Origin of the sequence: Chromohalobacter nigrandesensis (assembly GCF_023061285.1) — a bacterium.
In the GTDB taxonomy this organism is placed as follows: domain Bacteria; phylum Pseudomonadota; class Gammaproteobacteria; order Pseudomonadales; family Halomonadaceae; genus Chromohalobacter; species Chromohalobacter nigrandesensis.
Window position 1 is genome coordinate 208,299 of the sequence record NZ_JAKGAM010000002.1, and the last position, 22,131, is coordinate 230,429.

Genomic DNA, 22,131 nt, shown 5'->3' on the forward strand with positions numbered 1-22,131 from the left:
ACCATCAGCTCGTATCGGATGGCGCATCGCTGACCTCACCACTAGCTTTTGCGGCATGTTCGGTCGAAGTCGGCAAATTCGAGACCTTCCCCGATGACTGCTCGAGGTTCACGCTCATACGCGGCATGGCAAGCTCCATTCCGAGTTCATCAAAGCGCCGCTTGAGCCGCAGGTTAAAAGCTCGGGCCACGTCCCACTGCATGACCGGGGCTGTGCGCATACGCATGCGCAGAATCGCCGCGCCAGCATCGAAACTTTCCACCCCCTGAAGTTCCAGCGGCGACCAGATGTAATGCCGCATCATCGGGTCGCTACGCAGTTCCTCGGCCACTTCACGGACGATAGCGATCGCTTCGTCGACTTTCATATGATGCGCCACACGGATACGCATCAAGGCGACGCCGAACTCCCGGGAAAAATTCTGAATGCCCTTGATCTGGCTAAAAGGGATAATATGCACAATGCCATCCAGATCCCGCAGCCGTACCGTACGCAGACTCAATCCCTCGACCGTCCCCATGTGTCCGCCCAGGTCGACGAAGTCGTCGACCGCCAACGAATCCTCGATAAGGATAAACAGCCCCGTGATCAGGTCCTGAACCAGCGTCTGAGCGCCGAAGCCCACCGCCAGACCGATCACCCCGGCACCAGCCAGTAGCGGCGTGACATTGACCCCCAGATTGGCCAACGCGACGATGACCGCGATGATCACGATGGTGGCGAAGACCACCTTGCGAATCAGCGGAGTAATGGTCTGCGCACGAGTGCTCTGTGCCCGCGTGCTCTGTGCCCGCGCACTACGCCCCCGTTTAGAAGACAGCAATGCGCGCTCGATCGCGGTATCGGCAAGGATCCATATCAACCATGCCAACAACAACGTCATGCCGATGCTGATAAGCGATTGCCCGATACGCTGGCTGATACCCTCGTCCCCGCCAAAGGCCAGCAACGACAGCCCCCAGACACGCATCGCCAACTCGGCGAAGGTCAGCCAACTGAGTAGATGCGCCAAGGTATAGCCAAAGCGCATCAAACGCCGCCGATACTGTGACTGACGGCGCAGCCTGGAAGGCTGTTCGGCATGGCGATGAATCAGACCATTGACGATCAGCGTCACCACCAGTAATCCTGCGGTCACGATGGCCTTGGCAAAGGCGCTGCGCGAATCGCCTTCGGAAGTCAAGATGGCGATCAGCGAGACCACCACCATGAGCAGAATCGGCACATGCCACAATGATCCAATCACCTGAATCAACTCACTGCTGGCACGCTTGTCACGCCGGTAACGATAGGGACGATTGCGGATCAGGTGCTTGACCGGACGCTTGAACCGGATCGCGAACGCCCCCGTCAACAAGGCCGCCGTGACATTGGCCAGCATCGAGACCATCTCCGCCAATGATGCCCCCAGGGTAGAGCGCAATTCCGAAGAATTCGCGGCATCGCCCAACGCGACCAGCGCGCCGATAATGAACAGCCAGCGGGCGGCACGGCGATGCAGAATGCGCAGGGCGACACGCCGATGACCATTGGCGAACAGCGAAAAGACGACTTCGCAGACGGCGGTGAACAAAATACCGCACAGGGTGATATAGGCGATCACCATCGCCAGCGTCATCCCCAACGTAGACGTCATGCCGTGCACGACCCCCAGGGTAAGACCGAAAGCGAGCCCCCAAGGCAGCAAGCGCCGCAGCATATGGCGCATCAGCATCCAGGTGCTCGGTTCAGCGCCGAGCGTAAGCTGCATGTTCATGCGCTTGGCCAAGCTGCGCCCGCCGAACACCATCAGCGCTGCGCTGCCACCCCATAACCCCAGCACCCAGACGAAATCACCGACGAGATCCAGCAGCGCATCCAGCGACGCGACGCGCCGGGTCAGCGTGTCCCCCGCCCGTTCGCCCAACCGCTGCCAATACTCTAGTGGCGTCACGATCTCCCCGGAATCGCTCAGCGAGGTCAGCGAATCCGCAATAGCGCCCAGCAACCCACGCGGCGACTCAGCCTCGGCGTTGGCATTGACGCCTTCCAGCGAGGCTCGCAATTCACGCAACTGCGTGAGCAGATCATCGCGGCGCTGTTGATCCTCGAGCATCGAGATGACGCTATCCAACGATTCACGCGCCTGCTCGTTCGAGGGCACCTCATCTTGCGATGCCTGACTGTTACCGCCCCCGGAGAGTGCCGCCAGCGGGGACGCGCCCTGGCCCCACGCACTGCCGGCAAACACCAGTAGCGCACACAAGAGGACGACCCCTCGATACCAGTGCATCGCTCCCTTGATCATGCTCACCTCACCTCGTCTTCTCATCATTACAGAGTGCCTTAGCCGCGTGCCGCAACCAACCACTAGCGCGCATGAGCTGGCGCGCATAAAAAAAGCCAGGGCGCAAGGCCCTGGCCGTAGTCGGTTCAATCGAAGTTCAGTGACTGTTTGTCGGTGGCGTGGATGTTGCCGACGTCTCGTCGTCCTCGTCATGAGAGGATACGCCACGTTTCTTCTGCAGCCATACCTGCACGTTGGCGATCATGGCATAGAAGGCTGGCACGAAGAGGCTCGCCAGCACGGCCACCGAGACCATCCCCATTGCCACCGTAGTGCCGATATGATGGCTATTGGTGTCGTTGGCACCACTCGCGATGGCCAATGGCAAGGTCCCGAAGATAAATGCCAGCGAGGTCATCACGATGGGCCTAAAACGTAACTCGGAAGCGGTCAATGCGGCATCACGGATAGACTTTCCAAGTTCGCGCCGCTGCAACTCGGCGAACTCGACGATCAGGATGGCGTTTTTGGCCGCCAGCCCGACCACCACCAGCATGCCCACCTGGACGTAGACACTAGTGTCCAACCCACGCAGCACGATACCGCCGATAGACCCGATAAAGGCGAACGGCACCGCCGTGATGACCGCCAGCGGCAATGCCCAACTCTCGTACTGGGCCGCCAGGATCAGGAAGACCATCAAGATCCCGAAAGTAATCGCAATAATCGCGGCATTGCCAGCAGTCGCCTCCTGGAAGGACGTGCCTGTCCAGCCCATGCCCCAGTCGTTGCCGAGTTCTTGCTGGACTACCTCTTGCATTGCGGCGATCGCCTGCCCCGAGCTGTAGCCCGGCGCTGGCCCCCCCTGGAACTGTGCCGACGGATAGACCCCGAAGCGCGAGACCACGGCGGGTGCAGACTGACGTTCGAGCGTCACGAACTCGGAAATCGGAATACGCTCGCCATCGCCGCCACGCACGAAGATCTTGTCGAGATCGTCGGGCGTTTGCCGGAACGTATCCTCGTTTTGCATGTAGACCTGGAAGTTGCGGTTCTGATACGTGAAATAGTTCACGAAACCGCTGCCTAGGGTATTCGAAAGCGTCGCATTGAGATCATCGATCGATACGCCGTAACTCAGGGCTTTTTCCTGGTCGATATGCGCCCGATACGATGGCACCGAGGCATCGAAAGTGGTGAATACCTGGGCCAGCTCCGGACGCTTGTTGGCGGCTTGCATTATTTTACCGGAGGCCTGCATCAACTCCTGAGAGTCGGCCCCGCCATAGGACTGCAGATAACCGGTGAATCCCCCTGTGGTGGAAAGCCCGATGATCGGCGGCATGTTGAAAGCCATGGTCGTGCCCCCCTCCATACCAGCCCCAATTCGATTGATCTTGGCAATCATATCCTCGACGGATTTATCACGATCTCCCCACGGTTTCATGGTGATGAACATCACGCCCTTCGCCGTGTTGACCGCACTGGAAAGCATGTCATAGCCAGCTATGGCCGTGGAATATGCCACCGCCGGATCCTGCTCGATCTTGTCGCTCAGCTTGTCCATATACTCGGTGGTACGCGCCACGGACGAGCCCTGCGGCAAGGTGATACTCGCGATGGCGATCCCCTGATCGGTTTCGGGAATCAATGTCGAGGGATTGTTCTGGTACAGCCAATAAGAGAAGCCGATGATGAGTGCCGCCAAAACCAGCGTCAGCACCCAGGCCTTGACCAGCAAGCGTACGACTGCCATGTAACCCCGCGTCACCCACGCGAAGAAGCGATCGAACAGACGGAATGGCGTCGAGGCGGCACGCGCAATCTTGGAGCCGCCAATCTCTGACTTGTGCTTGACGAAAAGCGCACTCATCGCCGGTGTGAAGGTCAAGGCCACGACCGCCGAGATGGCCACTGAGATCGCGATCGTCAACGCGAACTGCTGGTAGATCTGACCGGTAAACCCACCCAAGAAGGCCACCGGCACAAACACAGCCGCCATGATGAACGAAGTCGCGATAACGGGGCCGCTAACTTCTTTCATGGCGGTGATGGCCGCCTTGCGTATGGGTATTTCGGGATCTTCCTCCAGTAATCGCTCGACGTTTTCCACCACCAGTATCGCGTCATCGACCACGATGCCGATCGCCAGCACCATGGCGAAAAGCGACAATAGGTTGATGGAGAAACCAAACATATACAGTCCGGCGAAGGTCCCCACTACCGAGACCGGCACCACCGACATGGCAATGATCGTGGTCCGCCAATTCTGCAGAAAGATGAACACGATCACTGCAACGATCAGCAACGCCTCTATGAACGTATGGAAGACAGACTCCACCGAGGCATCGATGAACAACGTGGTGTCGTAAGGCACTTCATACTCGAGTCCCGGCGGGAACCGCTCGGAGAGCTCGTCCATCTTGCTCTTGACGGCCTCGGCGGTTTCCAGGGCGTTGGCCCCCGGCTGCTGATTGATCATGATCGGCGTCATCGTGGCGCCGTTCATGTTGGCGTTGACCGAGTAGGAGGACGCCCCCAGCTCGACACGCGCCACATCGCTCAAGCGCAGTGTCGAGCCATCGTTGTTGGTACGCAGGATGATATCGCGGAATTGGTCCGCATCGGCCAGACGCCCCGGCGCCGTGATGGTATACGTATACGCCCGCGGATCGTCTTGCGGCGCCTGAGCCAGGGCCCCCGCCGGAATTTCGGTATTCTGCGAGCGGATGGCGCTAGCCACCTCGGCGGAGGTCATGTCGTACTGCGCCAACTTATCCGGATTGAGCCAGATACGCATGGCGAACTCGCCGCCCCCCAACACCTCGGCCGTCCCCACGCCAGGCACCTGGCGGAGTTCATTGAGGATATTGAGCGTGGCGTAGTTCTGCATGTAAATGTTGTTGTATTCATCCGTCGGCGACGTCAATGCCACCAACATCAAGATACTACTCGAGCTCAGTTCGACCGTGACCCCTTGCGACTGCACCGATTCAGGCAACTGGGACAGCGCCTGCTGGACACGGTTATTGACGTTGATGGTGTTGATATCACCGTCAGTACCGATGCCGAACGAGACATTCATCCGCATCGAACCGTTGTCCGCGCTGGTCGAGGTCATGTAGATCATGTCCTCGACCCCGTTGATCGCCTCGGCGATCGGAGCCGCCACGGTCTTCGAAACCGTCTCGGCATTGGCACCGGGGTAGGTCGCTTGTACGGAGACCGTTGGCGGTACCACGCTAGGATATTGCTCGATAGGCAAGACACGCATCGCCATTATCCCGATCACCGCCACGATGATCGAAATAACGGTGGCGAAGACCGGCCGTTTTATGAAGAAGTTGGAAATATTCATCCGTTAAGCTCCACCTTCCTCGTTAGCTTGGCCTTGGGCATCGGATGAAGCATCCTTCTCGGCCTTGTCGCCAGCTGTAGCCTCACCTTCTTCGGCGCCCGAAAGCGCTTCGGCATCACCGTCGAACGGCTGAGGATCGATGGCCGCACCAGCGCTGATGTTGCCGGGATCGCTGACCACGACGCGGTCCCCCTCCTTGACCCCATCCTTGATGATCATCCACGGCCCAGCCGTATCACCAAGCTGCACGGTCTGCGTGCGCACCTTGCCTTCTTCATTCAACACATAGACTTGCGGCCCCATCAGGCCTTGTGTCACGGCGATTTCCGGCACGGCGAACACATCGAAGCGCTTCAGGCCTTCCAACTCGACACGCACGAATTGTCCTGGCATGAACATGCCATCGGGATTGTCGAAGAAGGCATTGGCCTGCACGGTGCTGGTGCTTTCGCTGACACGCGAGCCCAGGAACTCCACCCGCCCTTTGAGGGTCTGTCCCGGCAACGCCGGAATCTGCAGCTCGGCGGTAATCGCCTCCTTACCCTGTTGCTGGCGCTGACGCCGCAGTTCGAAGGCTTCCTCCTGGGGAAGCTGGAAACGAACCTCGAGGGGGTCGAGCGGCGTAATCGTCGCCAACTCGGTGCCATCGTTGACGAGATTGCCGAGATTCACCTCGCTCAGGCTGATCATGCCCGACACGGGCGCCTCGACATCGGTGTAATCGAGATCGATACGCGCGCTATCGAGCGCTGCCTGCGCCTGGGCGACACTGGCACGCGCCACCTTGAGATCGGCCTGGGCCTGGTCACGCTGCTGAACGCTGACGGAATTCTGCTTGAGCAGGCGCTGATAGCGATCAGCATTGGTTTGCGCCAGTTCCGCATCGGCTTGGGCACTTTGCAGATCCGCCTCGCGCTGACGCACAGTGGCTTCATACACCTCAGGCTCGATGGTGTAGAGGCTATCGCCCTTCTCGACCTGTTGTCCGGGCTCGAAATGCCGCTCCTCGAGCGTACCGTTGACACGGGCCACGACAGTCGCTTCATTATCGCTACGCAGCATGGCGGGATAGGATTTATCGAGCGAGATGTCGCGCTTGGCCATTTCCATGACCTGCGCCTTCTTGGGCGGCGGAGAAGAAGCGTCGCTCGCCTGCTGCTGGGCATCGTCATCGCTGCCACAGCCCATCAGCAGAACGCCCGCCAACACCACGGCTAAAAAGCCCCGGTGCTCATTCCCTGTCGTGGATACCATCGGTGTTTTACCTTGTTTGATCGAGATCAATGATGGGCTAAGATTACACGCATACATACATGAATGTAAATGCCATTCACTTGGGGTATGATGGCGAAAAAGTCTCGCCAGAGGGTACTCACTCCCGCCGTCTGGCTGGATTCATCAACGAGATCACGCCATGCCCCGCAGAACCAAAGCCGAAGCCGAGGCCACGCGAGAAGCCTTGCTCGATGCCGCCGAAGACGTCTTCCTCGAAAAGGGCGTTTCGCGCACCTCGCTCGAACATATCGCGCGTCATGCCGGCATGACGCGCGGCGCTGTGTATTGGCACTTCAAGAACAAGGCGGACCTGTTCCATGCCATGCTCGACCGGGTCAAGATGCCGCTCCAGCAGATCATCGATGACATCACCGCCGAGCGACAGGCCTCGGGGCCGCTGAATACACTGCGTCTAGCCACGCTACACGCCTTCGAGATGCTCGAGCGCCCGCGCTCGTGTCGTGTCCACACTATCCTGATGCATCGCTGCGAATTCATCAGCGACATCAATCCCGTGGAGCTTCAGAACCGCCTGGCCTCGGATTGCCGCGAAGTCGTGCGGCGCTGTTTTCAGCAGGCCCACGACGAGGGCCTGCTCATCGACGAGATCGCACCGGACGTTGCCACCCTGATGCTGCACTCGATGATCGGCGGTCTGGTACACGACTGGCTGCGAGCGCCCGATAGCTTCTCGCTACGCGAAAGCGGCGGCGAAGCGATCGACAGTCTATTCCAGCTCATCACACGAAGCGCCCGGTCTTAACCTGTCTGCAAGCGCGCGATGGCCCGCTCGACACCCGTTCGGTAGGTACCGCCGAAAAGCAGCAGGTGATTGAGCAGCGGATACAACTGGAACAACGTCTGGCGGCGCTCCCAGTCATCGGGGCAAGCGCCGTCCCAGTAAGCCTCGAAGAACGCCTCGCCTGGCGCGCCGAACAGCGTCAGCATCGCCAGGTCCACCTCGGGGTAATGATAATAGACGGCAGGATCGATGATGGCCGGGCCCTCAGGCGTGGTGAGCACATTGCCGGACCACAGGTCGCCATGCACGAGGCTTGGCGACACGTCCGGCAACCACGTCTCGAGCCGGCCGGCGACATCACCCAGGGCGTCCAGCGTCGTGGCGGACAGCAAACCGCGTTCGACGCAGGCCGTACCCAGCGGCATCAGCCGCTGCTCGCGTTGAAACACGCGACCATCATCACAGGGCGAGTTGCGCTGCGCCGTGGGTCCGCAGCGGTTGTCACTCGGCCATCCATGACGCTCGCCATGGACGCTGTGCAATCCACGCAGGCCCGCGCCCAACCTCGCTGCGTCGCGCTTGCCGCCCGCTGCCAGTGCCTCCATGATCAACCATTCTCCTTCCTGAGCGATCACCGTCGGCACTTTCAACTCCGTGTTCGCCCGGCGCAGAACGCGCAACCCCTCGGCTTCGGCGACCAGGGCCTGAGGAGTGTCGCGCTTGATCACCACCGCGCCCTGGTCGGTTTCCAGCCAGGCGACCTCGGCGATATCGCCCCCCGCCAAGGCTCGAGGCTCGCCCCGAGCGACAAGATGTTGCGATGCCAACACGGCACGCAGCGACTCCTGCATACTGACCTCCCGTTAATCGGTGTCCCTTTCCTGAACCGCAGACGCCTTGCCCCGTAACTTTATGGAGGGCGACGCGTACTCAGCGTTCGTCCGAGGTCGACGTGCTCGCCGTCTCCGATGCCGTATCGGCACTCGCTTCCTTGCCTCGACGTTGCTTCAATTCTTGCTGAAATAGCGTCTGGAATTCGGCCATGGCTTCGCGCTCGGACTTCATCAAGGCTTCCGAGTCATGGCGATGGGTATAGGACGACGCCAGCAATTGGTTGTCGAAGTCACGAAAGGTGCGCACGGCGTCCAGCGCATTGGAACCGGGGTAGCCCAGTCCCTTGAGCACTTCCACGCTCATTTCCATGCTCGAGGCGAACGTCTCGCGTACCACGGTATCGACGCCGATCTCCATCAATTGCCAAGCATGATGGCGGTTACGCGCGCGGGCGAAGACCTTGAGCTGCGGATAATGGTTGCGCGCCAGCCGCGCGATGGTCAGCGCCGCCTCTTCATCGTCGACCGCGATCACCAGCATCTTGGCCTGGGCGAGCCCCGCCGAGCGCAGGACATCGAGGCGCGCAGCGTCGGCATAATAAATACGCGACCCGAAGCGACGAATAAATTCCACCTGGGTGATATTAGGATCGAGCGCGGTAAAGCTGATGCCCTGCAACTTGAGTACGCGCGCCACCATCTGCCCGAAGCGCCCCAGCCCCGCGATCAGGACCGGCGGCGTCTCATCGCCGAAGTCCTTGTCGTAGGGGCGACTCTCCCCCATGCGGGCGGCAAGTCGATTACCGCCACGATAAAGAAACGGCGTGAGCGCCATGCTCAAGGTCACTGCTGCGATGCACAAGCTGGCGATACGCTGATCGAACACCCCCACACTGACCGCCGCGCTGAGCAACACGAAGTCGAACTCGCCGCCCTGGGCAATCACCGTCGCCAAGCGCGGGATCTCCTGGCGCGGCAAGCGTGCCACTATGCCCACCAGGGTGATGACAACCAGTTTGGCCACCAATAACGCCAACGTGATGCCCAGCACCCACCCTACGTTATCGAAGACCAGCGCCAGGTCGACCGACATGCCCACGGCGATGAAAAACAGCCCCAGCAGGATACCCTTGAAGGGCTCGACATTGGCCTCTAGCTCGTGCCGATAGACCGTATCCGCCAGCATGACGCCCCCCAGAAAGGCTCCCAACGCCATGGACAGGCCTGCCCATTCCATGACCAGAGCCAAGGCCAGCACCAGGAACAACGCTGCAGCGGTGAACACCTCATGTACACCGCTGCGCGCGATGAGCGCCAGGATGCGCGGAAAGACCAGACGCCCGAAGACGACCGCCGCCATCACCATGCCCACGGCCTTGCCGATACCCAGCCACACCGCGCTACCGTGACCACCAAGATCACCCGCGAATAACGGCAACAAGGCGAGTAACGGGATGACCGCCAGGTCCTGGAATAGCAGGATGGAGAATGCCGTCTGGCCATGAGGTGTCGCCAGACGATGCTGTTCATTGAGAAGCTGCAGGGCGAATGCCGTGGAAGACAACGCCAGGATCAGCCCCAGCAGCACCGCAAGCTCCCATGTCAGCCCCAGTGCCAGCCCGATGGGCGTCAATAAAACGCCACACCCCAGCAGTTGCAAGAACCCCAGCCCGAACAGCTTCTTGCGCATGCCCCACAAACGCGAGGGCTCCATCTCGAGGCCGATGAGGAATAACAACATCACCACACCGAACTCGGAGAAATGCAGCACCTCTTCAGGCTCAGCGATGAAACCGAGCACGGACGGCCCTAGCAGCAACCCCACCGCGAGATAGCCGAGTATCGAGCCCAATCCCAGGCGCTGAAACAGCGGCACGGCGATGATGGCTGCGCCTAGCAGTACCGCTGCCTCATAGAAAAAGTTCATGCGCTAGCCTTCCTCATATAAGCCTTCCATGACCGCGCCACGAAACGTTTCCCAGCGATGATTCCTGCTCATTGTGCGTGGCGAAACGGTAAACGTTCGCGGCATGTCAGGCGATAGTGCTCCATAGCCTGGCGCTCTTCGACGCAGAACTGCGCGACCGCTTCCCGAAATCCCGGATGCGGCAAGTAATGCAGCGAATTGCTCAGTTCGGGCGAAAAGCCGCGAATCAACTTGTGCTCCCCCTGGGTACCGGGATCGAAGCGTTTCACCCCCTGCTCCAGGCAGTATTCGATGCCTTGGTAATAACATGCTTCGAAGTGCAGGCAGTCGGCAACGACTTCACTACCCCAGTAGCGTCCATACAATGTATCGCCACCGCGTAGATAGAGCGCCGCGGCGACCGGCGTATCGCCCTGTCGTGCCTGTACCAGCATCAGCGCCTCGCCCATCGTCGCGTGCAGCCGCGTGAAGAACGCTTCGCTGAGATAGGGCATCTGCCCGCGTTCGAGATAGGTGATGCGGTAGCAGCGATAGAAGTGGGCCAATGCGGCGGCATCGATATCATCCCCGCTCAGGCGATGCAGACTCAATCCCTGTTCGGCGACCTTACGGCGTTCACGGCGAATCTCCTTGCGCCGTTTCCCCACCATCGACGCCAGGAAGCCCTCGAAATCGCCGTAATCGGCATCGCGCCACTCGAAACGTACCGCCTCACGCCGCAACAGGGCCGGCCACTGCGCTTGCCACTGCGTGACTTCGCGTTCATCGGCGAACAACAAATGCCAGCTCGACAAGTCGTCGCCCCGCTCCTCGAGAAAGGCTGCCACTGCCTGCATGGCCTCGGCGGACGAGATGTCGGATGCCACCGCCAGTCGCGGCCCGACAGCAGGGGTGAAGGGAATCGCGCTCAAGCGCTTGGGGTAATACCGTCCACCGGCACGCTCCCAAGCGTCGGCCCAACTCCAGTCGAAAACGTACTCGCCAAAAGAGTGCGTCTTGAGATAATGCGGCAGCACGCCCACTAGTCGTTCACCCTGCCACAGTGAGAGATGACGCGGCACCCAGCCGCTCTCGGTGGCCACACAGCCGGTACTTTCCAGAGCATCCAGAAACTCGTGCCGCAGAAAAGGGTAGTGCCTTTCCACCAACGCATTCCATGTCTCGAGCGGGACGTCGGCAACGCGCGTCAGCTCCCGTATCGTCAAGCTCATCGCCACGCCTCCCGAAGCGGATTCCCGAATATCACGGCTCATGCTAGGGTGAGGCCAACTCATTTCTGGAGCAAGCGATGCCCCGCGTCACGCCCGAGCCATCCACGCCGCCCCCAACGCCCCAGCTCAACACCATGGCGCTGGCCGCTTTTGCACTCAGCGTTCTAGGCATCTTCGTGCTGCCTAGCGTGCTGGGAGGTATTGTCTGCGGCCACCTAGCACGCCACCAGATCCGCCGCACGGGCGAGCAGGGCGATGCCTGGGCCCTGGCGGCACTCATCCTCGGTTATTTGCTGCTGCTACTATCGATTGCAGGTCTGTTGTTGTTCGGCGGCTTCATGATCACCATGTTCGGCGTGATGGCCCTCATGTAGGCGCTTCTCCAACCGACATCCAGCCTGGCACAGTGGTGCCTGCCGCGTAGCTGCGCTAAGCTGGCGCCCCCGTTCCGGAACCTCGCCGTATAGGATGCACGATGCTGGATTCGCTCCTCGACAACGACTTTTACAAGTTCACCATGCAAAACGCGGTCATCAAGCGCTTTCCCTATGCGCGCGCCCGTTATGCGTTCATCAACCGGGGCAATCACGCCTTCCCCGCCGGTTTTGCCGAACGACTGCGCGAGGCGGTGGACGCCATGGCGGAGCTGACACTGACCCTCGAGGAGAAGCGTTTCCTGGAGCGCACCTGCCCCTACCTCGACCCGACCTATCTCGACTTTCTTTCGGGATTTCATTACGACCCGAGCGAGGTCGAAATCGTCCAGAAGGGCGGACACTTCACGTTGCGCATCGAGGGGCTCTGGTACCGTACCATCCTCTGGGAAGTGCCTTTGATGGCGCTGATCAGCGAGATCTGGTATCGCATGAGCAACACTCAGCGCGATTCTGATGCGCTCATCGACCTCCGCACTCGCGACAAGATCGAGCATTACAAGCGACTGGGACTCAAGATTTCCGAGTTCGGCACTCGTCGGCGCTATTCCTACGATGTCCATGACCGCGTCGTGACATCGCTATGCCATCACGGTGGCGACACCTTCTCCGGATCGAGCAACGTGCATCTCGCCATGCGCCATGGCGTCAAGCCGATCGGCACGCATGCTCACGAGTGGTTCATGTTTCACGGCGCGCGCTTCGGTTTCAAGATGGCCAACAGCCTGGCGCTGGAGCATTGGGTGGATGTCTATCGCGGCGACCTGGGTATTGCACTCACCGACACCTTCACTTCCGCCACCTTCTTCGACAGCTTCGACAAGAAGTTCGCCAAGCTCTTCGACGGCGTACGTCACGACAGCGGCGACCCGCTCGACTTCGCGGCTGCCACCATTGATCATTACGATCACTTGGGCATCGACCCGCGCACCAAGACCATCATCTTCTCCGATGCCTTGACCCCCGAGCGCGTGGAACGCATCTACAATTTCTGCCGTGGACGCATCAACACCGCGTTCGGTATCGGCACCAACTTCACCAACGATGTCGGTGTCACGCCAATGAACATGGTCATCAAGATGACCGAGGCACGCCCAGAGGGACAACACTGGATCCCGGTGATCAAGCTCTCCGATGTCCTCGAAAAGAACACCGGCGACCCCAACATGATCGAACTCGCCAAGCGCGTTCTGGCCCTCTCCCGGCGTGCCTGATTCATCTCCGGGACAAGACAAGGGCGGCGCAACACGCGCCGCCAATTGCCTATTAGTCCTTATTGAGGGCGCGATCCAGCGCCACCAGGGCCGATTGCCACGAAGCCGCGTCGGCAGCGGCATCATAGCCCAAGGGTAAATCGAACTCGTCGGCCTGGGCATCGGACGCCGGATTGCTGAACCCATGCTTGGCGCCCGGATACTGCACTACGCGCACCTCGGCGCCCTGATCGCTTAGCGTCTGTGCCATCGACTCCAGCGCATCCGACTCGACAAGGCCGTCGTCCTCGCCATTATGAATCTGCACGATGCCATCGAAGGGCTGCGGGTCGGAGACCGCCTGAGTGGGGCTGCCGTGGAAACTGATCGCCGCCTCGATGGGCATGCCGGCCAGTGCCATGTTCATCACCACGCCGCCGCCGAAGCAATATCCCAATGCCGCCATGCGATCGTCACGTACGTAGGGCTCTTCCCGGAGCTTGGCCATGGCGGCTTCAAGACTCGCACGCGCCGTGGGCCAATCGCTCATCACTCGCTGGGAAAAAGCCTGCGCATCGTCAGGGTGCTGAGTGGTTTTACCTTTACCGTACATGTCGACCGCCAAGGCGACGAAGCCCAGGGCCGCCAACTGATCGGCGCGTGACTTGGCGTAATCGTTGAGCCCCCACCATTCGTGCACCAGCAATACCGCCGGGCGCGGCTCCTCGTCGTTGACGTTACGTGCCAGATACCCCTGATACGTCTCCCCGCCAGTGGCGTATTCGAACGTCTCGCCGACGACCTTCGGGCCTTCCACGGTCTCCGCCCAGGCACCGAGGCTCAGCATGCTCAGTAAACAGGCCAGCAGAATTCGCATCATGTTCTTCTCCTTGGTTCTTACGCCGTATCCAGCTAACACTCCGCGATGTGGCATACGCGGGTCGAGTAATTGTATAACGTGCTCATACGGATTGCGGTGGTGCCTGATGCACGCGATTACGGCCGTTGTGCTTGGCGGCATAGAGCCCCATGTCGGCACGATGTAGCAGCGACTCCACGCCCTCGCGGGATTGGCGTTCCGCCACGCCGAAACTTACCGAGAAGCTCAGCCATTCGCCGTGAAATTCGACCCGGACGCTTTCGAATTTCTTGCGCAGTCGTTCGCTCAGCAATACCGCATCGTTCAGCGACTGGCCGCTCAGCATCAACGAGAACTCTTCCCCGCCGATGCGTCCGAACACATCGTGATCGCGCAATGCAGTACGGCATATCTCACCCACACAAGCCAATACCAGATCGCCAGCCGCATGCCCCCAAGTGTCGTTGATCGCCTTGAAATGGTCGATATCGAAAATCACCAGGGACTCGCGCTGAAACACATGATCGGCGGCTTCCAGACCGCTACGCAAGCTACTCAAGTAGGCGCCACGATTGAGCGCCCCGGTGAGACTATCAGTTGTCGAAAGCTCATGCAGACGATGCTCGCGATGCTTACGATCGGTAATATCGCGGGCCACCGCAAGGATCCATTCGTAACACTCGCTGGCAGGATTCAAATAGGGTGAGCAGCAGGTCTCCAACCACACATAATGACCGAGCCGATGACGCATGCGAAGCTCCATGCGCAGGGGCTCGCCATGCCGCAAGGCATCGTGGATCAGACGCTGCACGCGCGGTGCATCGTCCGGCGGCAACAACGCCAGCAGCCCGCGATCATGCAAGGTTTCAGGACGATGCCCAAGCAGATCACGAATCGACGGCGACGCGAAGCGACATTCCCCTTCGGCATCCATCAACAAGATGGCATCGTTGACGTTTTCGACGATAAAGCGATAACGGCGTTCACTGTCGGCTTGCGCCTCCAGATGAGCCAGCGCGACCTGGGTCTCGCTGATATCGGATAGAGAGCCGATCAACTCGATCGCCTCGCCCGTGGCGTCACGCTGCACCGCGATATCATCCTGCATATGGCGAACATGCCCCTTTGCACACGCGATGCGGTAATACAGGCGAATACGCGACTCACCTGCCGCCAGCGCCGCTAGCAGACGCGTTTCGACTTCCTGAGCATCGTACACATGCTCCAGCCACAAAGCAGGAGTGGATTGGAGTTGCGCCCGCGTGACGCCGATCAGCGTCGCGAGATTATAGCTAACGTAGTGCAGATCGTTGCGCCACCAGCCGGGGCCGGTCGCATACAGAATGGCGGGAGAGCGCTCCAGCAACGCATCGCAATCGCTGGAAAGCGTGGAGAAACCCTTCGCGGCCGGTATGTCCATAATGAGTCATCGCCCCACTTCACAGGCTTAGTGACGAATTCACACGACCACTGACTCGACGAAGGCACAAGCGGACTATCGCACCCCAGTGCGCCGCTGCGACGGCGAGACCGGTGAGGCCTCCGGCTCCACTTGCTCAACGGGTCGGCGATCATGCGTCTCGAGATAGGCCGACACCAGAGTGCGCAGCTCTTCAATGCTCAGCGCCACACGCTCGCAACGGGACTCTCCCGACCAAGCGACGTAGACGGCAGGCGTGTCGCGCGATTGATCGACACCGGTGATCTTTCCTTGGCGGTTGCGGTGTCCGTCGCGCAGCATGACACCGACCAGCCGATGAGCCTGTTGCACAAAATCGCGCATGATGCCCGTTCCGTTGATGAGAAATGATGCATGCCTTTCGCAGTTTATCACAGGAACGGGATAAACCCGATCATGACGTGATAATGGACCTATTATGGCATCTCGTCATTCTCTACAGGACAGGAACTGAGGCATCGTCACGCAAGTTGCAATATGCCGATGGCGATGCGGTGCTGCCTTGCCTTGAACATCGGCCGAAGAATATCGAATCTTGAGTGTCACGGCAGAAAAAAGGCGCCCTGAGGCGCCTGATTTCCCGGGCACCTGATGTACCCGATGAAATGCGAGAGCGAACGGACAACGATCGAGCGGAGCCGTGAGTGCGCGAGACGTGTGTCCGGACGCTCCCACTCGGGGTGGTTACGTCACCGACGCCGGCCTTACTTGGCCGCGTGCATTGCCAGTGCCGTATCCAGCATACGATTGGAGAAACCCCATTCGTTGTCGTACCACGCCATCACCTTGACCAGGCGACCGTTGACGCGCGTGTGATTGGCGTCGAAGGTGGACGAGTTCGCATCATGATTGAAGTCGATCGACACCAGTGGATCGTCGTTATAGGCCATGATCGGCGACTTGGCGGCGGCCTTCTCGACGATGGCGTTGATCTCATCCTTGGTCGTTTCGCGGCCAGCGGTGAAGCTCAGGTCCACCAGCGAGACGTTGATCACTGGCACACGCACCGCCAGACCGTCGAACTTGCCCTCGAGTTCGGGCAGCACCCGACCCACGGCCGCTGCGGCACCCGTCTTGGTAGGGATCATCGACTGGGTCGCGCTACGCGCACGGAACGGATCCTTGTGGTAGACGTCGGACAGGTTCTGATCGTTGGTATAAGCATGTACCGTGGTCATCAGACCGTTTTCGATGCCCACCGCGTCGTTGAGCGCCTTGGCGACCGGCGCCAGGCAATTGGTGGTGCAAGAAGCGTTGGAAACCACGCGATGCTCGCTGGTCAACACCGCCTCGTTGACACCGAACACCACCATGGCGTCGGCGTCACCGCTGGGCGCGGAGATCAACACGCGCTCGGCGCCGGCTTCAATGTGCTTGGCAGCCGCATCGCGAGCGACAAAAATCCCCGTACATTCCATCACCAGATCGACATTCAACGATTTCCACGGCAAGGCAGTCGGGTCGCGTTCGGAAAGTATACGAATGCGGTCGCCATCGATGCTCAGCGACTCGTCGTCGTGGCCCACTTCGAACATGAAGTGACCATGCACGCTATCATGCTTGAGTAGGTGAGCGTTGAGCGACGCGTCGCCCAGATCGTTGATGGCCACGACCTCGACACGGTCGCGATAACCGTTTTCGTAGAGAGCCCGCAGAACGTTACGGCCGATACGCCCAAACCCGTTGATTGCAATACGTAGCGTCATAATGGCTTCCTCTCTTGATGACTGGCTTTTTGATTGGCGTGCACCCAAGGATACGACAAGTACCTTTTGGAAGAATACTACAACTATTCCCGTAATTTGGCCAAAATACCCACGACCATCAAGGTATTTTTTGCTAAATTTACTTACATGATCACCCACCGCACTTGATGAGGTCCTGACATGACACTGAATCAGACCGTTGCCGACGTGACTCGCCGCATCGAAGAACGCTCCAAGGAACGCCGTGCGCTCTACGAACAGCGCATGCACGATCAGTATAAGCGCGGCGTCCATCGCAGCGAGCTCAGCTGCGGCAACCTTGCCCATGGCGTCGCCTCCTGCGGCAGCCAGGACAAAAATCAGCTCAAGCTGATGAACTCCGCCAACCTGGGCATCATCTCGGCCTACAACGACATGTTGTCGGCCCACCAGCCCCTGGAGACCTTCCCCGCCACCATCAAGGACGCCGCTCGCCAAATGGGCTCGACTGCCCAGTTCGCCGGTGGCGTCCCCGCCATGTGCGACGGCGTCACCCAGGGCCAGCCGGGCATGGAGCTGTCGCTGTTCTCGCGCGATGTCATCGCCATGGCCACGGCAGTGGGGCTGTCGCACAACATGTTCGATGGCGCCCTCTACCTCGGGGTGTGTGACAAGATCGTCCCAGGGCTATTCATTGCGGCGGCGCGTTTCGGCCATCTACCGGCCACCTTCGTGCCCGCCGGTCCGATGCCCAGCGGTCTGCCCAACAAGGAAAAGGCCCGAGTCCGCCAACTATTTGCCGAGGGCAAGGCCACGCGTGAAGATCTGCTGGAAGCCGAATCGCAGTCCTATCATAGCCCTGGCACCTGCACCTTTTACGGCACCGCCAACTCCAACCAGTTGATGATGGAGATGATGGGCCTGCACCTACCAGGCACGTCGTTCGTCAACCCCGGCACCGAAATGCGCGAAGCGCTGACTCAGTTCGCCACCCAGCAGACGATTCGCAATACCGAACCGGGTGGCGATTACCGGCCTTTCTACAAGCAAATCGACGCGCGTGCCATCGTCAACGCCATCGTCGGCCTGCTCGCCTCGGGCGGCTCCACCAACCATACCCTGCACCTGGTGGCCATGGCCGCTGCTGCGGGGCTGACCCTGACTTGGGACGACTTCACTGATCTTTCTGCGGTGACGCCGAGCCTGATGCACGTCTATCCCAACGGCCAGGCGGACATCAACCACTTCCAGGCCGCGGGCGGCATGAGCTTCCTGTTCCGTGAACTGATCAAGGCAGGGCTCATCCACAGCGACATCCCGACCGCGTTCGGCACTGACATGACGGCGTACACCAAAGAGCCCTTCCTCGAGGACGGCGAACTGATCTGGCGCGAAGGCCCCGAGCAAAGCCTCGACGAGGATGTCCTGCGCCCAGTATCGAACCCCTTCTCCCCGACCGGCGGACTGACAGTGCTCGACGGCAACCTGGGGCGTGGCGTGATCAAGATCTCCGCCGTGAAGCCGGAACATCGCCTGGTCGAGGCGCCGGTCCGGATCTTCGAGGATCAAGATGACCTCAAGGGCGCGTTCGAAGCGGGCGAGCTGGACCGCGACGTCATCGCCGTCGTTCGCTTCCAGGGCCCTCAGGCCAATGGCATGCCCGAGCTGCACAAGCTCACGCCTTATCTCGGGGTCCTGCAAGATCGCGGCTACAAGGTCGCGCTGGTCACCGACGGCCGCATGTCCGGCGCCTCCGGCAAGGTGCCCGCCGCTATTCATATGACGCCCGAAGCTCTCGACGGCGGCCCCTTGGGCAAGTTGCGTGACGGCGATGTCGTGCGTCTCGACGCCGACAATGGCAGCCTGGAAGTGAAGCTCGACGCACAGACTTGGGGAGAACGCAAGCAGCGTGTCGGTGACCTCGACCACTACCACGTGGGGCTGGGACGCGAGCTCTTCGCCGGCTTCCGCCAGCTCGCCATGCGCGGCGAGGAAGGTTGCAGCGTACTGGGCGGATTCGAGGCCGATGACCTTGAGCGTCAGGGAGCGCAAATCCATAACGAGGATGCCTGAATGAGTCGACCTGCCTTGATTGGCGACATCGGCGGCACCAATGCCCGCTTTGCCTTGGTGACGCCGGGAGAGTTCGATCTGCAGGCCATTCGAACGCTTCCTTGTGCGCATTATCCGACCCTCTCCGAGGCGATTCGCGCCTACCTAGACGAGGTAGGCGCGGAAGTTCCCCGCGAGGCCTGTCTCGCCTTCGCCTGCCCCGTGCACAACGATGAAGTCCGCATGACCAATAACGCCTGGTGCTTTTCCAAGCGCCAGGTCACCGAGGAGTTCGGTTTCGAGCTGTTCAAGGTCATCAACGACTTCACTGCACAAGCGCTTGGTGTTCCCCATGTGGATGCCAAGGACCTGGTATCGCTGGGGGAAGGCGAGGCCGCGCCGGGCAGCGCCAGATTGATCTTCGGCCCCGGCACCGGCCTGGGCATGGCGGGTCTCTTTCCCGGTCAGCACGACTGGATTCCGCTGCCCACCGAGGGCGGACACGTATCCTTCGCGCCCACCGACGCGCATGAACGCGATCTGCTGGCGTACTTTCACCAGCATTATGGGCGCGTCTCGGTGGAGCGTATTCTCTGCGGGCAGGGCTTGCTCGATCTTTATCGTGCCAATGCGCATCTGGCCAAGCAGATTGCCCACTACAACACCCCCGCCGAGGTCACCGGCGCGGCACGCGCCGGCGATCCACTGGCGCGTCAGTCCCTCGAACGCTTCCTCAAGATTCTCGGCGATGTCAGCGGCGATGCGGCCTTGATGCTCGGTGCGCGCGGCGGCGTCTATCTGTGTGGCGGTATCCTGCCGCGCCTGCTCGATTGGTTGCCCCACAGCCAATTCCGTGACGCCTTCGCCGACAAAGGGCGCATGCACGCGTACACTGCTCACATTCCCGTGTGGGTGGTCACGGCACCCTGGAATGGGCTGCTGGGTGCCTGCGAAGCGTTACATAACGAGGAGGTAGCATGATTCCCGACTCCCTGCGTCAGTTGCTTGACGCGACTCAGGGGCAGCGCGAAGCCGAATGGCAAGGGCGCCGCGTACTGTTGTTCAACGCCGACTGGGGCGAATTGGCGGTCTCTCTACAAGGCGCTCAAGTATTACATTATTCACCTTTCGTGTCCGGCACGGAGGATGGCTGGTTGTGGGTAACGCCCACACCGCAAACCTTGCCGGGCACCATACGCGGCGGCATCCCGGTATGTTGGCCGTGGTTCGCCGACGAGTCGCCGGACGGCCGCGGCCCCATGCATGGCACTGCCCGTCAGGCCGAGTGGCGAGTGGATGGGGTGGACGAAGAGGAAGAAGGCGTCGAAGTGCATTTGTCGCCGACCACGCGCCTCGACGAACAACTCGCTCCCCGCGTGATGATTCACGCCAGCGCCCGACGCCTGCATGTCGAGCTGATTACCGAACATCTCGGCGAAACACCAGTAAAGTTGACTGCGGCATTGCATAGCTACCTGAGTGTTGCGCATACCCACCAATGCCGTGTCGAAGGCCTGGCCGGCGCACGCTATCTGGACAAGCGCCAGGACTTCTCCGAGGCGCACCAGCAGGGTGAACTCGGCGTACGCGGCCCGCTGGATCGCATCTACGAATCCAACCGTCCTCTGATGCTCGATGACGGCACACGCCGCCTCAAGATCGCCAAACAAGGCAGCGATTCCACAGTGGTCTGGCATCCTGACGCTGAATTGCCCGGCGACACACCCGCCGACATCGGGCATCGCTTCCTGTGCGTCGAGGCCGCCTGCACCCGTGTCGACCCCGTATGGCTGGTCCCTGGCGCCCAGCACCTCCTGGCCACCACTCTGACCCGTGAGGACATGCCGCAATGAGCGATGAGCTAACGTTCGACGTCCCCTTCGTACTGGGTATGATGCGCCTCCACGAGCGCCCCGAGCTGGCCGACGCCACACGCTTGGCCGACTGGATCGAGGCGCGCCTCGATGAAGGGCTCGATTGGTTCGATCATGCCGACATCTACGGCAATCGCGAGTGTGAACGCTTGTTCGGCGAAGCTTTGGCCCGACGCCCCGCGCTCAAGACCCGTGTCAAGGTAATCACCAAGGCCGATATCGTGCTGCCCGCTCGCGACACGTCGCGTTTCGGGGTCAAGCATTACGATACCTCCCCCGAGTACTTGAACGCGCGGATCGATGCTTCACTGGAGCAGCTCGGTGTCGAGCGCCTCGAGCATTTCCTGCTGCACCGTCCCGACCCTCTCCTCGATGCCCATGCCACTGCAGCGGCGCTGGATGCCGCCATCGATGCTGGCAAGATCGGCGCAGTGGGAGTTTCCAACTTCCTTCCCGAGCAGTGGCGGCGCCTGCAGGCCGCCATGCGCCATCCACTCGGCGCGCATCAGTTCGAATTGTCGCTGGCACGTCCGGAAGTGCTTTTCGATGGCTTCTACGATGCCGTGATCGCCGACGGTCTGGCCCCTATGGCCTGGTCGCCGCTGGGGGGCGGTCTGGTCTTCGAGGATGTCCTGGGGAGTGCGCTGGAAAGCTTCGCCAACGCCTTCGATTCGAGTACCGCCGGATTGGCGTTGGCTTGGTTACGACGCCTGCCGGGGCATCCCGCCCCCGTCATCGGCACTCTCAAGGACAGCCGCATCCAAGCATTGCACCGTGACAGTAACCTGATGCTCGACCGCACCACCTGGTTCGCGCTCCTCGAAGAGGCACGCAGCCACCGTGTGACCTAGACGGTGAAGCGTATGCGGCTTTCGTCGAAGGTCCATTGTGGAACCCAGGGCAAGCTGACACGATTCACCTATCAGACCCGTATGGTCATGTTGCTCGATTCATGAAGAAGGA

At 60.5% G+C, this 22,131-nt stretch carries 17 protein-coding genes; 7 read left to right on the plus strand and 10 right to left on the minus strand.

The window, feature by feature from the left end; all coding sequences use genetic code 11:
- Positions 1-4: 4 nt before the first annotated feature.
- The 3 genes from L1073_RS04470 to L1073_RS04480 all read right to left on the minus strand — a co-directional run bounded on the left by L1073_RS04470 (position 5) and on the right by L1073_RS04480 (position 6,878).
- Complete coding sequence (locus L1073_RS04470) at positions 5-2,287, minus strand: mechanosensitive ion channel family protein (protein WP_246897138.1); 2,283 nt, start codon at positions 2,285-2,287, stop codon at positions 5-7.
- 136 nt (positions 2,288-2,423) lie between these two features.
- On the minus strand, positions 2,424-5,624 hold the full coding sequence (locus L1073_RS04475; RefSeq protein ID WP_246897139.1) for an efflux RND transporter permease subunit: 3,201 nt from the start codon (positions 5,622-5,624) through the stop codon (positions 2,424-2,426).
- 3 nt (positions 5,625-5,627) lie between these two features.
- Positions 5,628-6,878 carry an efflux RND transporter periplasmic adaptor subunit gene (locus L1073_RS04480; protein WP_246897140.1) on the minus strand — a complete coding sequence of 417 codons (1,251 nt, stop codon included), beginning with the start codon at positions 6,876-6,878 and terminating at the stop codon, positions 5,628-5,630.
- A gap of 160 nt (positions 6,879-7,038) precedes the next feature.
- On the opposite strand from L1073_RS04480, the gene L1073_RS04485 reads away from it, so the two are divergent.
- Complete coding sequence (locus L1073_RS04485) at positions 7,039-7,662, plus strand: TetR family transcriptional regulator (RefSeq protein WP_246897141.1); 624 nt, start codon at positions 7,039-7,041, stop codon at positions 7,660-7,662.
- Here L1073_RS04485 and L1073_RS04490 read toward each other — a convergent pair.
- The 3 genes from L1073_RS04490 to L1073_RS04500 form a co-directional block, all read right to left on the minus strand.
- A complete protein-coding gene (locus tag L1073_RS04490; RefSeq protein ID WP_246897142.1) occupies positions 7,659-8,492 on the minus strand; it encodes a fructosamine kinase family protein in 834 nt (277 codons plus the stop codon). The genes L1073_RS04485 and L1073_RS04490 overlap by 4 nt on opposite strands.
- Positions 8,493-8,571: 79 nt before the next feature.
- Positions 8,572-10,401, minus strand: a complete 1,830-nt coding sequence (locus L1073_RS04495; RefSeq protein ID WP_246897143.1) for a monovalent cation:proton antiporter-2 (CPA2) family protein — start codon at positions 10,399-10,401, stop codon at positions 8,572-8,574.
- Between the two features lie 68 nt (positions 10,402-10,469).
- Positions 10,470-11,612 (minus strand): GNAT family N-acetyltransferase, encoded by a 1,143-nt coding sequence (locus tag L1073_RS04500; protein ID WP_246897144.1) that lies wholly within the window; start codon positions 11,610-11,612, stop codon positions 10,470-10,472.
- A 77-nt stretch (positions 11,613-11,689) separates the two neighbouring features.
- Here L1073_RS04500 and L1073_RS04505 point away from each other — a divergent pair, with 77 nt between their 5' ends.
- Both L1073_RS04505 and pncB read left to right on the plus strand, forming a co-directional pair.
- Positions 11,690-11,986, plus strand: a complete 297-nt coding sequence (locus L1073_RS04505; protein WP_246897145.1) for a DUF4190 domain-containing protein — start codon at positions 11,690-11,692, stop codon at positions 11,984-11,986.
- Between the two features lie 101 nt (positions 11,987-12,087).
- Positions 12,088-13,260 carry a nicotinate phosphoribosyltransferase gene (gene pncB, locus L1073_RS04510; protein WP_246897146.1) on the plus strand — a complete coding sequence of 391 codons (1,173 nt, stop codon included), beginning with the start codon at positions 12,088-12,090 and terminating at the stop codon, positions 13,258-13,260.
- A 52-nt stretch (positions 13,261-13,312) separates the two neighbouring features.
- On the opposite strand, the gene L1073_RS04515 is transcribed toward pncB, so the two are convergent.
- The 4 genes from L1073_RS04515 to gap all read right to left on the minus strand — a co-directional run bounded on the left by L1073_RS04515 (position 13,313) and on the right by gap (position 17,263).
- Positions 13,313-14,119, minus strand: coding sequence for a dienelactone hydrolase family protein (locus L1073_RS04515; RefSeq protein ID WP_246897147.1), 807 nt, complete (start codon positions 14,117-14,119; stop codon positions 13,313-13,315).
- Between the two features lie 82 nt (positions 14,120-14,201).
- Positions 14,202-15,518 (minus strand): sensor domain-containing diguanylate cyclase, encoded by a 1,317-nt coding sequence (locus L1073_RS04520; protein ID WP_246897148.1) that lies wholly within the window; start codon positions 15,516-15,518, stop codon positions 14,202-14,204.
- A 75-nt stretch (positions 15,519-15,593) separates the two neighbouring features.
- Positions 15,594-15,881 carry a hypothetical protein gene (locus tag L1073_RS04525; RefSeq protein WP_246897149.1) on the minus strand — a complete coding sequence of 96 codons (288 nt, stop codon included), beginning with the start codon at positions 15,879-15,881 and terminating at the stop codon, positions 15,594-15,596.
- A 380-nt stretch (positions 15,882-16,261) separates the two neighbouring features.
- Positions 16,262-17,263, minus strand: coding sequence for a type I glyceraldehyde-3-phosphate dehydrogenase (gene gap / locus L1073_RS04530; protein WP_246897150.1), 1,002 nt, complete (start codon positions 17,261-17,263; stop codon positions 16,262-16,264).
- Positions 17,264-17,443: 180 nt separating this feature from the next.
- On the opposite strand from gap, the gene edd reads away from it, so the two are divergent.
- The 4 genes from edd to L1073_RS04550 are packed head-to-tail and all read left to right on the plus strand — an operon-like array spanning position 17,444 to position 22,019.
- The gene (edd, locus tag L1073_RS04535; RefSeq protein ID WP_246897151.1) at positions 17,444-19,315 is read left to right on the plus strand and encodes a phosphogluconate dehydratase; all 1,872 of its coding nucleotides are present in this window, start codon (positions 17,444-17,446) and stop codon (positions 19,313-19,315) included.
- Positions 19,316-20,275, plus strand: a complete 960-nt coding sequence (gene glk / locus L1073_RS04540; protein WP_246897152.1) for a glucokinase — start codon at positions 19,316-19,318, stop codon at positions 20,273-20,275.
- The gene (locus L1073_RS04545; protein WP_246897153.1) at positions 20,272-21,147 is read left to right on the plus strand and encodes an aldose epimerase family protein; all 876 of its coding nucleotides are present in this window, start codon (positions 20,272-20,274) and stop codon (positions 21,145-21,147) included. The genes glk and L1073_RS04545 overlap by 4 nt, the downstream gene beginning before the upstream one ends.
- Positions 21,144-22,019, plus strand: a complete 876-nt coding sequence (locus L1073_RS04550; RefSeq protein ID WP_246897154.1) for an aldo/keto reductase — start codon at positions 21,144-21,146, stop codon at positions 22,017-22,019. The genes L1073_RS04545 and L1073_RS04550 overlap by 4 nt, the downstream gene beginning before the upstream one ends.
- Positions 22,020-22,131: the final 112 nt, after the last annotated feature.

Coding starts and splice junctions, on each gene's coding strand:
- L1073_RS04470 (WP_246897138.1), bottom strand. CDS start 2,287: ATGATCAAGGGAGCGATGCACTGGTATCGAGGGGTCGTCCTCTTGTGT.
- L1073_RS04475 (WP_246897139.1), bottom strand. CDS start 5,624: ATGAATATTTCCAACTTCTTCATAAAACGGCCGGTCTTCGCCACCGTT.
- L1073_RS04480 (WP_246897140.1), bottom strand. CDS start 6,878: ATGGTATCCACGACAGGGAATGAGCACCGGGGCTTTTTAGCCGTGGTG.
- L1073_RS04485 (WP_246897141.1), top strand. CDS start 7,039: ATGCCCCGCAGAACCAAAGCCGAAGCCGAGGCCACGCGAGAAGCCTTG.
- L1073_RS04490 (WP_246897142.1), bottom strand. CDS start 8,492: ATGCAGGAGTCGCTGCGTGCCGTGTTGGCATCGCAACATCTTGTCGCT.
- L1073_RS04495 (WP_246897143.1), bottom strand. CDS start 10,401: ATGAACTTTTTCTATGAGGCAGCGGTACTGCTAGGCGCAGCCATCATC.
- L1073_RS04500 (WP_246897144.1), bottom strand. CDS start 11,612: ATGAGCTTGACGATACGGGAGCTGACGCGCGTTGCCGACGTCCCGCTC.
- L1073_RS04505 (WP_246897145.1), top strand. CDS start 11,690: ATGCCCCGCGTCACGCCCGAGCCATCCACGCCGCCCCCAACGCCCCAG.
- pncB (WP_246897146.1), top strand. CDS start 12,088: ATGCTGGATTCGCTCCTCGACAACGACTTTTACAAGTTCACCATGCAA.
- L1073_RS04515 (WP_246897147.1), bottom strand. CDS start 14,119: ATGATGCGAATTCTGCTGGCCTGTTTACTGAGCATGCTGAGCCTCGGT.
- L1073_RS04520 (WP_246897148.1), bottom strand. CDS start 15,518: ATGGACATACCGGCCGCGAAGGGTTTCTCCACGCTTTCCAGCGATTGC.
- L1073_RS04525 (WP_246897149.1), bottom strand. CDS start 15,881: ATGCGCGATTTTGTGCAACAGGCTCATCGGCTGGTCGGTGTCATGCTG.
- gap (WP_246897150.1), bottom strand. CDS start 17,263: ATGACGCTACGTATTGCAATCAACGGGTTTGGGCGTATCGGCCGTAAC.
- edd (WP_246897151.1), top strand. CDS start 17,444: ATGACACTGAATCAGACCGTTGCCGACGTGACTCGCCGCATCGAAGAA.
- glk (WP_246897152.1), top strand. CDS start 19,316: ATGAGTCGACCTGCCTTGATTGGCGACATCGGCGGCACCAATGCCCGC.
- L1073_RS04545 (WP_246897153.1), top strand. CDS start 20,272: ATGATTCCCGACTCCCTGCGTCAGTTGCTTGACGCGACTCAGGGGCAG.
- L1073_RS04550 (WP_246897154.1), top strand. CDS start 21,144: ATGAGCGATGAGCTAACGTTCGACGTCCCCTTCGTACTGGGTATGATG.